We start from the raw sequence: 14,583 nt of genomic DNA, 5'->3' as shown, positions 1-14,583 counted from the left end.
ACATGAGCACCAACTCCTTCGCCACGGCCGGCACCCTGCACGTCGGCGACGCCCGGTACGCCGTGCACCGGCTGGCCGACCTCGCGCCGCCCGACCTGCCCTACAGCCTCCGGATCGTGCTGGAGAACCTGCTGCGGCACGAGGACGGCGACGGCGCGGCCGGGCAGATCCACGCCCTGCTGAACTGGGGAGACCACTCCGTACACGAGACCGCCATCGACCTCCACCCCGCTCGCGTGTTCCTGCACGACACCAACGGCGTACCGACCCTGGTCGACCTGGCGGCGATGCGCGACGCCATCACGCAGCTCGGCGGCGACCCCGCCCGGGTCAACCCGTCCATCCCCGCCGAACTCGTCGTGGACCACTCCGTCGTCGCCGACGTGTTCGGCCGCCCCGACGCGCGGGAGCGGAACGTGGAGATCGAGTACTCGCGCAACGCGGAGCGGTACCGCTTCCTGCGCTGGGGTCAGACGAACCTGCGAAACGTCGCGATCGTCCCGCCGGGCACCGGCATCATGCACCAGGTCAACGTGGAACACCTGGCCCGCGTCGTCATGGTCGACCAGGGGTGGGCCTACCCCGACCTGTGTCTGGGCACGGACTCGCACACCACCATGGTCAACGGGCTCGGCGTGCTCGGCTGGGGCATCGGCGGTATCGAGGCGGAGGCCGTCATGCTCGGCCAGCCGCTGTCCATCCGGCTGCCCCGCGTCGTCGGAGTACGGCTGCACGGCTCGCTGCCGGAGGGCGCCACCGCCACCGACCTCGTTCTCACGATCACCGAACTGATGCGTCGGCACGGGGTGGTGGGCAGTTTCATCGAGTTCTCCGGGGCCGGCGTCGCCGAGGTCACCCTGCCCGACCGGGCCACCATCGCGAACATGAGCCCCGAGTTCGGCTCCACCTGCGCGTACTTTCCGATCGACGAGGAGACCGTGCGGTATCTGCGCTTCACCGGCCGGCCGGCCGGGCAGGTCGCCCTCGTCGAGGCGTACGCGAAGGAGCAGGGCCTGTGGCACGACCCGGGCCGGCGCATCCGGTACTCGGAGGTCCTCGACCTCGATCTCGGGGCGGTCGTGCCGTCCCTCGCCGGGCCGCGGCGGCCGCAGGACCGGGTGGCCCTGAGCGCGGCGAAGCCGGCGTTCCGGCAGGCCCTGCGGGACCGGCACAAGGGGCTCGCATCCACCGGGGACGCCGGCCGGTCGAAGCGTGTTCCCGTGCTGCTGGACGGCGAAGCGACGGCGCTCGACGACGGCCACGTCGCCATCGCCGCGATCACCTCCTGCACCAACACGTCCAACCCGTCGGTCATGGTGGCCGCCGGGCTGCTGGCCCGCAACGCCGTACGGCGTGGACTGCGCCGCAAGCCCTGGGTCAAGACCAGCCTCTCCCCCGGCTCACGGGTGGTCACCGACTACTACGACAAGGCCGGCCTCACGCCCTACCTGGAGGATCTCGGCTTCCACCTCACCGGGTACGGCTGCATGACCTGCATCGGGGCGTCCGGCCCGCTCATCGACGAGGTCACCGCCGCCGTACGCGAACACGACCTCAGCGTGGTGTCCGTCCTCTCCGGCAACCGCAACTTCGACGGGCGGATCAACCCCGACGTCCGGATGAACTATCTGGCGTCACCGCCCCTCGTGGTGGCGTACGCGCTGGCCGGAACCATGGATGTCGACCTGACCACTGACCCCATCGGTACCGGATCGGACGGGCGACCGGTGTACCTGCGGGACATCTGGCCCACCCCGCAAGAGATCCGGTCCGTCATCGACGCCACCATCGACCCCGTCATGTTCACCACCGCCTACGCCGACGTCTTCAGCGGCGACGACCGGTGGCGCGCCCTCGACGCGCCGACCGGTCCCACCTTCAGCTGGGACGGTGACTCCACCTACCTGCGGCGGCCGCCCTACTTCGACCACATGAGGCCGGAGCCCGCGCCACAGGCCGACATCGTCGGGGCGCGGGTACTGGTAAAACTCGGCGACTCCGTCACCACCGACCACATCTCCCCCGCCGGCGCCATCCCGGCGCACACCCCGGCCGGTCGCTACCTGCGCGAGCTGGGCGTCGCCCCGTTCGCCATCAACACGTACGCGTCCCGGCGCGGCAACCACGAGGTGATGATGCGCGGCACCTTCGCCAACGTCCGGCTCCGTAACCAGCTCGTGCCCGGCGTCGAAGGCGGCTACACCTGCTTCCTCGACGGCAACGAACAGGTCACCACCGTCTACGAAGCGGCCATGGCCTACCGGGAGACGGCCACGCCGCTGCTCGTCATCGCCGGCAAGGACTACGGCAGCGGATCGTCGCGGGACTGGGCGGCGAAGGGGCCGGCCCTGCTCGGCGCTCGGGCGGTGCTGGCCGAATCCTTCGAGCGGATCCATCGGGCCAACCTCGTCGGTATGGGCATCCTGCCCCTGCAGTTCCTGCCGGGCGACAGCGCTGAATCCCTCGGCCTCACCGGATACGAGAGCTACACCGTCTCCGGACTGGCGATCACCGCCGACGGGCGGCTACCCGTCACGGTCACCGTCACTGCAGACGACAGGGTCTTTGAGGCAACCGTGCGGCTGGACACCGCGCGGGAAGTCACCTACTACCGGCACGGCGGCATCATGCCGTACGTCCTGCGCACACTCTGTCGGGAGGACTCGACCCTCAACTCATGATCAAGATGCCGGGGCCGCGTGGGCGGTGTGCGAGCCGTGGAACGGCGTGGTGACACCGTCGTAGCAGAGCCGCAGCATCATCCCCTCCTCTGCGTGAGGCAGGTTGTGGCAATGGTTCATCCAGATCCCGGGATTCGTGGCCTGGAACGCGACCTCCCACACCTCCCCCGGGCGGACGTCGAACGTGTCCAGCCACAATGGGCTCCCAGTCGACGGCGTACCGTTCCTGGTCAGGATCAGCACGGGGTGGCCGTGCAGGTGCCAGGGGTGGGTCACCAGGCTCCGGTTGACCACGGTGAACCGGACGAGATCGCCCTCGGCGACGACCTGATCCGGGATCGACGGGTGACCACGGCCGTTGACCGTCTGCGCGTACGCCGGGCGGCCGTTGACCAGGGCCGCACCACGGTCCAGAACCATGGTGAAGTGGCGGTCGGCGCGGCTTCCGGCGTCGAGCGGCACGGCGGCCGGCGTTCCGTAGCCCAGCAGGTCGAGTTCGGGCCAGCCCGAGGTGTCCTCGACGGCCGTGTTCTCGCCGGCCCGGTCGTCCGGTCGTAGCCGCAGGCCGCCGACGCGATCGTTGTCGAGGACGAGCGCCACCGCAGTGTTCGGCATGACGAAGACCAGGTCGTACCGTCCGCCCGCGGGCAGGCGGAGCCCGACGTCGCTGATCTCGCCGGGTTGGTGGAGATCCCGGCCGTCGACGGCCGCCACCCGGAACGGGGTTCCGGCGAGGGCGAATCGGTGTGGATCCGAGTCGGTGTTGATCAGCCGCAACCGCACCTTCGTACCGGCCGGAGCGATGTGGTCGGTACGCCCGTCCCGGTCGCCGATCACGACAGTGCTGTCGAAGGTGTGCACGGGCAGCGTCAGATCCAGCCGCTCTGTGGAACCAACGGCTTGATCGACCTGCTGCTCGCGCGGTGTCACGACGAGGGTCCCGTACAGCCCCCGGCGCACGCCCCGGTGCGACGCCTGGTGGGTGTGGTACCAGTAGGTACCGACCTGATCGGCGCGGAATCGATAGACGAACTCCTCGCCAGGTGCCACCACGTCCTGGGTCACGCCCGGCGCGCCGTCCTCACCGCACGGCACGTCGTAGCCGTGCCAGTGCAGGGTCACGCCGTCGCCGATGTCGGTGTTGCGTAGCGTCACCTCGATCAGATCGCCCACGGTGGCGGTGATCGGCGTACCTGGTAGCTGCCCGTTGTAGGTCCATGCGTGGATCTCGCGTCCGGACGGGAGCCGGACGGTGGCGGTCTGCGCGGTGAGCACGTGCTGCCGTCTGGTGCCGCCCGGTGCCGGTGTGTCGGCCCCTCGCAGGTCGGCCACTGACACCATCGGCCTGGAGCGGGACGAGCGTCCGGGACCCCCTCCGGTAGCGGTGGATTCGGCCGGCATGAACAGCAGGCCGACGCCGGTGGTGCCGGTGGCCACCACGACTGCTCCACCCCCCGCGAAGCTGATGAACTGGCGACGTGACAACCCGGACGTTCCGGGCGGGGCCTGGGTGGGCGCGATGTCGGCGTCGGCGGTGGTGTCGTCGGCGTCAGTGGCGCCCGCGGCGATGCCGCTGGTGGTGGTGGTGTCGGCCGGTGCCGCTACGACGCGCGAGGTCAACAGTGCGCCCGCGCAGACGACTGAGCAGGCGATCAGTGCGGTGCTCCAAGTCAGGGGGTAACCGACCAGGAAGGTCACCACGAGCCCGACAAGGGCTGCGTATCCGGCGGTGAGCAGCAGGACCACGCTGCTTGCCGGTATCCCGTCGCCCGGCGCCCGACCAGCGGGTGCACCGGCTCCCGGCGCGCGCCTCGCCGCGAGCAGCCGCGGCCCGGCGGCCAGGACGGCGGCCAACCCGACGGCTCCCAGCATCGGCAGGCCCAGCAGCACCTTCTCCTGCGCGAACCACCAGCCGCGGCCGGCCAGCGCCGCCACCGTGGCCACCCGGGCGAGAGTCACCAGCACGGCCGCCGCAAGGAGGCCGAGCGCGAGCCGGGCGCGCCGGGCGGCCGCGGTGGCGCCGGTCGTGAACCACGCGGCAACGCTCAGCAGCGCGACCACGTGGTCCACGATGATCAACTGACCGGTTGTCATGACGCCGGCTGAGCCGTTCCGGCTGCTGGCCCGGGCACCCCCGCGTCGTCGCCCGCCCCGGCCCGTCGATCGGTCACCGCCGGCCTGGACAGAGCTCGCGCCCGCCGGGCGACGTTCCCGGCCACTGCCATGATGGCCAGGCCGTTGACCGCGTGCAGGCCGAAGACGAGCTGGCCGGCCGTCGTGCTGGTGTCGCCCGTGTCGTTGAGCGCCTTGGCGAGCGCCGCGATCACCACCTGGACAACGACCAGCCCGGCGACCAGACCGGCCATCCCGACGAGCCGGCCGGGCATCCGGGCCAGCGCGGCGACGATCACCATCACGACCGGCAACAGGAAGATCACGTATCCCAACGTGCGATGCGGCCGGAAGGCCTCGTCGTTGGGCGCGGTGCTGAACGCGCCGCTCGCGGCAAGGTAGAACTGCGCCACGACGGCCAGGATGAGCAGGCCCGCAAGGCCGGCGAATACCTTTCGCAACGTAGGCTCCTTCAGGTTGGTGGGGTCTCGACGTGCGATTCGTGCGCCGCCGTCCGCTGGGCAGCCCCGAGCCTGCCCAGCGGTCCCGGCCGCAGCGCGCCAGGTGAGCGTTGGCGAATGTCGCGCGCGGACACCGCATCACTCATGGGGACTGCAATCGGTCGAGTCACGGAAGTGATCATCGCGCCGCGATCGGCGAACGTCCTCGGGCAGCAGATGGCATTCCCTACGCAGATTTGCGTAGGCGGCCCGTACCTGGTCGCGCCCGTCGTCGTAGCCGGTCGCCCGCGCGCCGCCACTATGATCGCGGCATGAAACGCCGAGCAGCACCATTCCGTCTGCCTCCCCTGGCACAGGACGTCCTGCTCGGGCTCTTCGTCGCCGTGATGCAGGTCCAGGGCACGCTCGCGAAACCCGAGGAGGTGGGATCACGCCCGCTGACCGACTTCGGGCACCTGGGATATGTCCTACTGATCGTGAGCGGCCTGGTGCTGGCCATGCGCCGCCGATGGCCGGCACCGGTGTTCATCACGACCGCTCTCGTCAGCCTGCTGTACTTCGCCATCGGTTTCTCGGACGGGCCCGGATGGATCGGGCTCTTCGTCGCCCTGTACACGCTGACCGCCTACGGCGACGGGCGCAGGTCGCTGATGATCGCCGGCGTGGGCGTCACCGTGCTGTCCACCGGCTGGCTCATCGCCGCGGCCGACATCGAGCCGAAGGCAGCCATCGGATGGGTGTTCTTCCGGATCGCGGCGTCGATCATGGCCGCTGCCCTGGGTGAGTCAGCCCGGTCTCGGCGGGTCATCGCAGCCGAAGCCCTGGAGCGTGCTCGCCAGGCCGAACGGACCCGCGAGGAGGAAGCGCGCTCACGGGTCGACGCCGAGCGGCTCCGGATCGCGCGCGAGGTCCACGACACCGTCGCGCACGCCATCGCGATCATCAACGTGCAGGCCGGCGTCACCGCGTACCTGCTCGACAAACGACCGGAACGGGCGCGCGAGGCACTGGTGATCATCGAGCAGACGAGCGCCCAGGCGCTCCACGAGATGCGGGCGATCCTCGGGGTGCTTCGCTCTCCGGACAACGGGCGAGTGCCGCACCCCGGCCTGGGCCAGATCAACGAACTCACCACGGTGGCGCGCGAGGCCGGACTCGACATCAAGCTCGAGGTGAGTTCGTCGGCGGCGCCACTGCCGAGCACGGTCGACACCACCGCCTACCGGATCCTGCAAGAGTCGATCACCAACGTGATCCGCCACGTCGGCCCGACCCGGGTGACGGTCGCGCTCGACTACGGCACCGACAGCCTCGAGGTCCGAGTGGCCAATGAGGACGGACAGAATGCCTCGGGCGACAACACCACGGACCCGGAGGCGCGGGCCGAGCACCGGGCCGCCATCGGCAGCTCGGCCGAGCCGGGCCGTGGGATCGTCGGAATGCGCGAGCGCTGTGGGCTCCTGGGCGGAGAGCTGACCGCCGGGCCGCGGCCGTCCGGCGGGTTCGAGGTCAGGGCGCGGCTGCCGCTGGTTCCGGCCGGAACGGCGCACCAATGAGCACGACGGCCACGTCGTCGTCCGGCAGTGTCCCGATCAAGGTGCTGCTCGCCGACGACCAGGTTCTGGTGCGGTCCGGGTTCAAGGGGCTGCTCGACGTCGAGGACGACATCATGGTGGTGGGCGAGGCCTCCAACGGCGCCGAGGCCGTGGAGCGGGCCCGCGCCACCCGGCCCGACGTCGTACTCATGGACATCCGCATGCCCGAGATGGACGGGATCAAGGCCACCGGCCAGATCGCCAAGACGCGCGGTCTCGAGCAGGTCCGAGTGCTGATCCTGACCACATACGACACCGACGCGTACGTCTTCGAGGCGCTGCAAGCCGGCGCGAGCGGCTTCCTGCTCAAGGACGCCGGGCCGGCCGAGTTGTTGCATGCCATCCGGGTGGTCGCCGCTGGAGAGGCGTTGCTCGCGCCGCGGATCACCCGGCGCCTCATCGCCCAGTTCACGGCGGAACGGATCGCCACCCAGGCCGGGGAAGAACGGCTGGCGGTGCTGACGCAACGCGAACGTGAGGTACTGGCCCTGGTGGGCCATGGGCTGAGCAACGACGAGATCGGCGCCAAGCTGTTCCTCAGTCCGGCTACCGCCCGTACCCATGTCAGCCACGCGATGGTGAAGCTGGGTGCGCGCGACCGTGCACAGCTGGTCGTCATCGCCTACCAGACCGGGTTGGTCAGCCCGCGGCAGTGATCATGAGCGGCATCACCGCCATTAATACAAGGCTTCTTGTACATCAGGTCTTGTCGGTCTAGTCTCGCGGCATGGCGGACGAACCCACCCTGCACCTCACCGATCCCCGCGCCATGCGGGCGCTGGCCCACCCCACCCGGCTGCGCCTGCTCGGCGAGCTGCGCGTGCGCGGCCCGCAGACCGTGGGGATGCTCACCGAGGTCACCGGCGAGGCGGTCGGCTCGGTCAGCTATCACCTGAGCAAACTGGCCGAGCACGGTTTCGTCCGGGAGGCCCCCGAACTGGCCCGCGACCGGCGCGAACGCTGGTGGCGGGCGGCACACGCCCGTACCTCCTGGGAGCTGGTCGAGGCGCTCGCCGACCCGGAACGCAAGGCCGCCTCCGACCTGCTCCGCCGCGCCATCCTCGACCGGCACGTCGACCGGCTGCGGGCCTACCTCGACGCCGAGGGCACCCTCGACCCGGCGTGGGTACGCGGCACCACCAGCAGCGACTCCACGCTGCACCTGACCAGCGACGAACTGGTGGAACTGCGGGCCGACCTGGCCGCCCTGTCCGAGCGCTGGCAGGCCCGCAGCGACGCCAACCGAGCCGAGGCCCGCAGCGTCGCGCTGATCGTCCACGCCTTCCGGGACGCGCAACGATGACGCCGGCCCCGCCGCGCCGGACCCCGCTGATCGGGCTGCTGAGCGGGCACGTGGTCTCGCTGACCGGCAACATGCTCACCCTGATCGCGCTGCCGCTCTACGTGCTGGCCGAGACGGGATCCCCGGCCGCCACCGGGCTCGCCGGCGCGTTCGCCACCGCGCCGGTGGTGCTCGGCGGCGCCTTCGGCGGGGTGCTCGTCGACCGGATCGGCTACCGCCGGGCCAGCGTCCTCGCCGACGTGGTCTCCGGCGTGACGGTCGCCGCCGTCCCCGCGTTGCACGCCACGGTCGGGCTGCCCTTCCCGGTGCTGCTCGGGCTGGTCTTCGTCAGTGGCCTGCTCGACACCCCCGGCCAGACCGCCCGTACCGCGCTGCTGCCCGAGGCGGCGACCGCCGCCGGCGTACCCATCGAGCGCGCGATCGGCTGGTTCGAGGCCGCCGAGCGCGGCGCCCGCCTGATCGGGGCGCCGGTCGCCGGCCTGCTGGTCAGCACGCTCGGCGCGCTGCCCGTGCTGGCGGTGGACGCGGCCACGTTCGCCGTCTCGGCGCTGGTGGTCGCGATGCTGGTGCCGGCGGCGATGCGGCCGTCCGGCGAGCCGGCGGCGGCCTCCGGCGGCTACTGGCGGGACTTCCTGGCCGGGCTGCGCTTCCTGGTCCGCGAACCGCTGCTGCGTGCCATGGTGCTGCTGGTGCTGGTGACCAACCTCTTCGACGCGACCAAGAGCAACGTGCTGCTGCCGGTCGTCGCCGCCCGCGACCTCGGCGGGGCCACCGCCTTCGGCCTGCTGGTCGGCGCGATGGGTGGCGGCGCGCTGGCCGGCTCACTGCTGTTCAGCGCGGTGGGACACCGGCTGCCCCGGCGGGCCACCTTCGTCACCGCCTTCGCCCTCGCCGGAGCGCCGCCGTTCTGGGCGCTGGCCGCCGCGCCACCGCTGCCGGTCGTGGCCACGGTCTTCGCGCTGGCCGGGCTCGCCGCCGGCGCGATCAACCCGCTGATGGGCGCGGTGGAGCTCGAACGGGTGCCCGCGCACATGCGGGCCCGGGTGTACGGGGTGATCGGCGCAGGCTGCTGGGCCGCCATGCCGCTCGGCGCGCTCGGCGCCGGGGTGGCCGCCGACCGGTTCGGCACCACCGCGACCCTGCTCACCGTCGGCACCTGCTACCTGCTGGTGGTCCTCACTCCGCTGCTCGGCGGACCGTGGCGGGCGATGCGCCGACCGCCGGTCCCCGAGCAGCGGCAGCCGGAGGGATCGGCGACGACCGCCGAGACCCGGTCCGGCTGACGACCCGGGGACGGGATCTCCGTCCCTGGCCTCGGCTGAGGACCGACGGATCTCGGCGACGGAAGCTCGGGCCGCTGTCCCTTGACCGCGTCACATCGGCCGGCTAGCGTGACTTTAAACCAGTCGGTTGAAAGGGGTCCGATGCCGCTCGACACCTTGTCCAAGGTCTTCGCGGCCCTCGCCGACCCGACGCGCCGCGACATCGTGGCGCGGCTCTCGGTCGCCGACGCCACGGTGAACCAGCTCGCCGAGCCGTACCAGATGAGCCTGCAGGCGGTGTACAAGCACCTGCGGGTGCTGGAGGAGGCGGGTGTGGTGAGCCGGTCGCCAGGCCCGCAGCCACGCCCAGTGCACCTGGAGATCGGAACGTTGGATCTGATGGACGAATGGATCGAGCGGTACCGCCGCCAGGCCGAGGAGCGCTACCAGCGCCTCGACCGGGTGCTGGCCGCGATGAACGAGACGGACGACGACGAGGAGCGACAGTCATGACAACGGTGGAGGCGGATCCCACGATCCCCATCATTCGCATCACACGCGACTTCCAGGCCACGCCCGAGCAACTGCTGCGGGCACACACCGACCCGGAACTCTTCGCCCAGTGGGTCGGCCCGGACACCATGCGGACGCGCATCGATCATTGGGACGCGCGTACCGGCGGCAGCTTCCGGTTCGCGTCCGTCAGGGACGGTGACGAGTTCGGCTTCCGCGGCTGCTTCCATGAGATACGGCCGGATCGCATCGTGCAGACGTTCACGTTCGAGGGCAACCCCGACGGGGTGGCCCTGGAGACGCTCTGGTTCGAGGACCTCGGCAACGGCCGGACCAGGCTCCGTACACAGTCTCTTGTGGACAGCTTCGAGAGCCGCGACGCCTGGCTGAGGAGCGGCATGGAGATCGGCGTGGAAGACGGATACGCGAAGCTCGAAAGGATGCTGGCCGGTGGCGCTGTCTGACCTCAATCCCGCAGAGCGGCACCGACACATCTCGGCCACGTTCACCGACCGCGTCCGCGCCACCAAACATTGGGATGCCCCCTCGCCGGTGGCCGACTGGACAGCCCGTGACGTGGTACGCCACCTCGTCGAATGGCTCCCGTCGTTCCTCGCCGCGGGCGCCGGCGTCGATCTGCCCGGTGGGCCGAGCGTGGACGACGACCCGGTCGCCGCCTGGCAGGCACACTGCGATGGGGTTCAGGCGCTGCTGGACGATCCGGGAACCCCGCAACGGATGCTGGTCAACCGACATGTCGGCGAGGTGCCGCTGGACCAGGCGATCGACAGGTTCTACACCACCGACGTGTTCATGCACACGTGGGACCTGGCCCGCGCCACCGGGCAGGACGATCGGCTCGACGCCGACTTCTGTGAAATGCTCCTGGCCGGGATGGAGCCACTCGACGACGTGCTCCGCTCGTCAGGACAGTACGGCCCGCGCGTACCCACCCCCGCCGATGCAGACGCCCAGACCCGGCTCGTCGGATACATCGGCCGTGACCCGTTCTGGACGCCCGCTTAGTGGTCGGCGCTCGAACTCCGTTGACGGGAATCAAAAGGTCCGTGGCGGGCATCGGGTTCAACCTGGTGCGACTCCTGCCGTCCACCTACCGGTTCCGGTGGGCGTGGATGCAGAACGGCCGTTCGTACCGTGGCTACTGCCGCTCCCACTGCTCCTTGGTGATCTCGTACCGTACGCCTCCATGCTCGGAGCCCTCGATCATCTCCATGTCGGAGGGAGTAGGGATGGTGCCTGCGAGCGTCAATGCGAGCTTCTCCATGATGTTGCGCGAACCGTGGTTCACGGACATCGTCTCAGCCCAGACCATGCGCACACCGAGCTCCGTGAACGCCTTGCCCAGCAAGGCCCGCGAGCCCTCGGTGGCATAACCGTTGCCCCAAGCCGCCTGCCGCAGACGGTAGCCGAGTTCGACCTCGTCCAGCGGTCCCTCCGGCTCGGGACGCAGGATGAACCAGCCGATGAACGCGCCGCCGTCCTTCTCGTGCGCGGCGAACAGTCCGAGGTCGCCGTCCCACTTCTCGTAGCCGGCGAGGATGTTCGGGAGGTAGCGCTCGCGGACGAGCTCCGGCGCGGTCGGATTGCCGCCGGTCAGGTAGCGCATCACCGCCGGGTCGCTGTCCAGCTCGATCAGCAGGTCCGCGTCATCGGCAGTGAAACGGCGCAGGGCCAGGCGCTCGGTCTCCAGGTAGGTGTCCACAAGTCGATCATGCCTGAAGCAAGTCGGGCAGCCCAACGGCTTTCCTCGGCAACCGGGGGCGTCGCCATGACGTCGCAGGATATAGAGACGGGTGCGGCCTGGTGCCGGCCCGTTCCCCGTTGCCCCGAAACCCGCCGGTCTCGGCGTCACCCTCGTACCAAAATGTCACGGTGCGCTCGGCCAACCCGCTCACCGCGTACCGGCCCCTCACCGACCACGCCGACATCGTCGAACTCTCCCTCGTGTCCCGAGACGGTGCCCAGGAACCGCTGGTACGGGAATTCCTCCGCATCGCGTCGGCGCAGCCGGACCGCACGCGCTGACGATCCGTGGTCCGATTAGCTCCGTATGCGAGGAAATGTGGCGTTGCCAACATGGCACAACCGGTATGGCCACCCGCAGCGATGTGCAGCAGCATGGAGGAAGGCTCTAATCGGGTGGTTCCCATGGTCAGCACCTGCAAGTCGGTTCGAAACCTCCGCCGCTTCCCCATCGCAGCCCAGCGATCAGCGGAGGCGGCAGCGGAGGAGCGAGAGCAGCATCTCCGGACGATCACCAAGAAGCGCGGCAGCAGAGCCGCGAAACTGTCGGCCGATGCGAGCCGCCGACTGCGACGCCTGCTGGGCGACGACACCTGGGCGGACCTGAGGGAACTGATGCAACGGGAGCGGATGACCGTCCGTGACCTGCTTCAGCCGCCCCAGGGGTTGACGTCGAGCTACGCCAAGCTGAACAAGGCCCGGAAACAGAAGGCCGACGCGTTCCTGCGAAGCCGAGACGTCCGGCCTGAGGCGATCATCGCGATAGCGACGGACTACCACCGGGCCATCTCCGACGTCTTCACCGCCGGCGACAACATCAGCCCCGGATTCCACCTCGCGAACAACCTCGACAAGTGGCTGCGCCTGTCCCCCTTCCACGATCGCGCCCTCCCCTGGGGGGTCTTCGAACCGGACGACCCCCAGGACCCGCACCACTGGGAGGTCTTCCGGCCGCCGTTCTTCGGATTCAACTTCGGGTTCGTCCCCGTACGCAACGACAACTTCGTCGTCGATCGCATCCACACGCTGAACCCGTCGCTCGGAGACGTGGGCATCTCCATCACCATGGACGACAGCGACGCCGGCGACTTCGACTACGCCTCCGGCGACGGCTTCAGCACGATCGCATTCGCGTACGTGCCGCCGACCACCGGCCTGATCGAGGTCCTCATCGACGCGCAATGTGTCCAGGGAACACACCGCCTGAAAACGACCGACGAATGGGGCTGGTCGAACTCCAGCACAGGCCAACGGAATTTCCTGATGCTCGACGTCCTGCACCCCAACGTGTCCGAGCCCTCGTACGCCGAGATGTCGGCCTTCGACAAGCAGACCGACGACGACGGGAACTTCCTGCAGGAGAACCTGACCCGCGGTGCGCACTACTTCGCCCAACTGTTCAGCGCAGGACCGGTGCCCGCCGGTCAATCCGTGATCGTCTGCGCCGGAACGCGCTCGTTCGACGCCAGCGGCACGAACGACGTGTCCATCCACAGCACGTCCGACTTCCGGTGGTTCATCAACTCGGTGGAGGTACGGATCTCCCCGTAGACGGCCCCTGCAGGTCGGATGAACGCCCGGCCGCGGGGAGCCATGCGGTGGCGTGGTCCGGCGGCGCGGCGTTCGAAGCCGCGCCGGAACTGGCAAGCATCGAGACCCGCGCGATGCCCTAGGTGCCGCGGGCGTAGTCGATGAGCGTCCGGCGGTAGGGTTCGGGCACCTGCGGCGCCAGTTCGGTGAACGTGTTCAGGTCGGCGACCGATCCCGTCGAGCGGGCACGGTACGCGCCGGCGGCCGCCCGCATCGTGATGTCGTCCGGTTCGAGCCCCTCGCCGCGGCTGGCCAGCGCGGCGGCCTCGGCGAAGTCGCCTTCCTCGGCGGCCAGATCGGCCAGGTCGAGGTACAGCGACCAGTTGGTCGGGTCGAGCGCCAGGGCGCGCCGGAAGGCTGCGGCCGTCTCCGCACGGTTGCCGACCTGGCGCCAGGTGCCGGCGCGGACGACCTCGGTGAACATCACGCGCCGCACGGCGTCGGCCCGATCGCACAAGGTGAACGAGGCGTCGGTGCGGCCGCACGCGGGCAGCAGGATCGCCATGCGGGCCATCGCGTCGGGGTCCGCGTCCCGGTCGCAGACCGCCTCGATCGCCCGGAACCACGGGGCCAGGCAGTCGCGGACGGCGTCGGTGTCGAGGTCGCGGTCGTAGTCACGGATGCGCATCGTGGCCTCAGCGAGGGCGGCGGGGGTCACCGCGCCGAGGAATCGCTCGTCGCCGAACCACGGCGCGGCCGCCCACGGGACGTCCGGCTGGTAGCCGGTGACCGCGCCGAGCAACATCGCGGCCTCGTCCATGTCGCCGTCGACGAAGGACAAGTAGGCACGGGTCAGCATCGGTCCGATCGTGTTCGCTGCCGCGACGACGGCCGCGATCTCGTCGGGCAGCTCGCGCCGCAGGTTCTCCAGCGCCGAGTACGGCTCCGCATCGCGCGGATCGGCGGCAATGGCCCGCGCGATGAAGCTCGTCGCCGCAACGGGCGAGCCGCCGCAGTGGGCCATCACCCGGGCGAGGGCGAACGCTCCCGTCGTCGACATGATCGACAGCCTATCGCCGTACGGCTGGCCTGCCGGTCTTCGGCCGGGGTCAGTCGAGCTGCGCGAACTGGAGGTTGGCGTTAAGGACTGCGGACCTGTTCGCGATCTCCATGCGGGTGATGTCGACTGGATTGTGTCCCCCACCCAGGTAGATGCTCGCATCTGCCGCGATATCGGTCCCGGGCTGTGCCGGGCCCGCTCTTCCAGCCGCAATCCACTCGCCGCGTCACTGTCCGTACCGGTGCGGCAGTCCGCACGGGTTGTCGTGGCACCACCCGACTCGAGCTCGTCGTTCCAGATCA

14 protein-coding genes are annotated in these 14,583 nt (G+C 70.1%); 10 read left to right on the top strand and 4 right to left on the bottom strand.

Annotated features, from left to right (window positions below; all coding sequences use genetic code 11):
• Window positions 1–2: 2 nt before the first annotated feature.
• On the top strand, window positions 3–2,681 hold the full coding sequence (acnA, locus tag ACNAVT_RS12505; RefSeq protein ID WP_416295775.1) for an aconitate hydratase AcnA: 2,679 nt from the start codon (window positions 3–5) through the stop codon (window positions 2,679–2,681).
• Here the strand turns inward: acnA and ACNAVT_RS12500 are convergent, their stop codons facing one another.
• Window positions 2,682–4,775: a multicopper oxidase family protein gene (locus ACNAVT_RS12500; protein WP_416295773.1), complete on the bottom strand. Its 2,094-nt coding sequence runs from the start codon at window positions 4,773–4,775 to the stop codon at window positions 2,682–2,684.
• A complete protein-coding gene (locus tag ACNAVT_RS12495) occupies window positions 4,772–5,254 on the bottom strand; it encodes a DUF6220 domain-containing protein (protein WP_416295772.1) in 483 nt (160 codons plus the stop codon). Before ACNAVT_RS12495 ends, ACNAVT_RS12500 begins: the two co-directional genes overlap by 4 nt.
• 110 nt (window positions 5,255–5,364) lie before the next feature.
• Between ACNAVT_RS12495 and ACNAVT_RS12490 the strand changes: the two genes are divergently transcribed.
• The 7 genes from ACNAVT_RS12490 to ACNAVT_RS12460 all read left to right on the top strand — a co-directional run bounded on the left by ACNAVT_RS12490 (window position 5,365) and on the right by ACNAVT_RS12460 (window position 10,953).
• A complete protein-coding gene (locus ACNAVT_RS12490; RefSeq protein ID WP_416295770.1) occupies window positions 5,365–6,810 on the top strand; it encodes a sensor histidine kinase in 1,446 nt (481 codons plus the stop codon).
• Window positions 6,807–7,505: a response regulator transcription factor gene (locus ACNAVT_RS12485; RefSeq protein WP_416295768.1), complete on the top strand. Its 699-nt coding sequence runs from the start codon at window positions 6,807–6,809 to the stop codon at window positions 7,503–7,505. Before ACNAVT_RS12490 ends, ACNAVT_RS12485 begins: the two co-directional genes overlap by 4 nt.
• A gap of 71 nt (window positions 7,506–7,576) precedes the next feature.
• Window positions 7,577–8,152 carry a helix-turn-helix domain-containing protein gene (locus ACNAVT_RS12480; protein ID WP_416295766.1) on the top strand — a complete coding sequence of 192 codons (576 nt, stop codon included), beginning with the start codon at window positions 7,577–7,579 and terminating at the stop codon, window positions 8,150–8,152.
• On the top strand, window positions 8,149–9,435 hold the full coding sequence (locus ACNAVT_RS12475) for an MFS transporter (protein ID WP_416295764.1): 1,287 nt from the start codon (window positions 8,149–8,151) through the stop codon (window positions 9,433–9,435). The genes ACNAVT_RS12480 and ACNAVT_RS12475 overlap by 4 nt, the downstream gene beginning before the upstream one ends.
• Before the next feature lie 141 nt (window positions 9,436–9,576).
• Window positions 9,577–9,927: an ArsR/SmtB family transcription factor gene (locus ACNAVT_RS12470; RefSeq protein WP_416295762.1), complete on the top strand. Its 351-nt coding sequence runs from the start codon at window positions 9,577–9,579 to the stop codon at window positions 9,925–9,927.
• Entirely contained in the window at window positions 9,924–10,391 is a 468-nt protein-coding gene (locus ACNAVT_RS12465) for an SRPBCC family protein (RefSeq protein ID WP_416295760.1), read from the top strand. The genes ACNAVT_RS12470 and ACNAVT_RS12465 overlap by 4 nt, the downstream gene beginning before the upstream one ends.
• Window positions 10,378–10,953: a TIGR03086 family metal-binding protein gene (locus ACNAVT_RS12460; protein WP_416295758.1), complete on the top strand. Its 576-nt coding sequence runs from the start codon at window positions 10,378–10,380 to the stop codon at window positions 10,951–10,953. The genes ACNAVT_RS12465 and ACNAVT_RS12460 overlap by 14 nt, the downstream gene beginning before the upstream one ends.
• A gap of 133 nt (window positions 10,954–11,086) precedes the next feature.
• Here the strand turns inward: ACNAVT_RS12460 and ACNAVT_RS12455 are convergent, their stop codons facing one another.
• Window positions 11,087–11,650, bottom strand: coding sequence for a GNAT family N-acetyltransferase (locus tag ACNAVT_RS12455; RefSeq protein WP_416295756.1), 564 nt, complete (start codon window positions 11,648–11,650; stop codon window positions 11,087–11,089).
• A gap of 170 nt (window positions 11,651–11,820) precedes the next feature.
• On the opposite strand from ACNAVT_RS12455, the gene ACNAVT_RS12450 reads away from it, so the two are divergent.
• Together ACNAVT_RS12450 and ACNAVT_RS12445 are read left to right on the top strand one after the other, a co-directional pair.
• The gene (locus ACNAVT_RS12450; protein WP_416295754.1) at window positions 11,821–11,973 is read left to right on the top strand and encodes a hypothetical protein; all 153 of its coding nucleotides are present in this window, start codon (window positions 11,821–11,823) and stop codon (window positions 11,971–11,973) included.
• Window positions 11,974–12,096: 123 nt separating this feature from the next.
• A complete protein-coding gene (locus tag ACNAVT_RS12445; protein ID WP_416295752.1) occupies window positions 12,097–13,242 on the top strand; it encodes a hypothetical protein in 1,146 nt (381 codons plus the stop codon).
• Window positions 13,243–13,360: 118 nt separating this feature from the next.
• Here the strand turns inward: ACNAVT_RS12445 and ACNAVT_RS12440 are convergent, their stop codons facing one another.
• Window positions 13,361–14,281 (bottom strand): tetratricopeptide repeat protein, encoded by a 921-nt coding sequence (locus ACNAVT_RS12440; protein ID WP_416295750.1) that lies wholly within the window; start codon window positions 14,279–14,281, stop codon window positions 13,361–13,363.
• Window positions 14,282–14,583: the final 302 nt, after the last annotated feature.

This window comes from Micromonospora sp. SL4-19 (assembly GCF_047921475.1).
Lineage (GTDB): Bacteria > Actinomycetota > Actinomycetes > Mycobacteriales > Micromonosporaceae > Micromonospora.
This window is presented reverse-complemented; position numbering and strand designations above follow the sequence as displayed.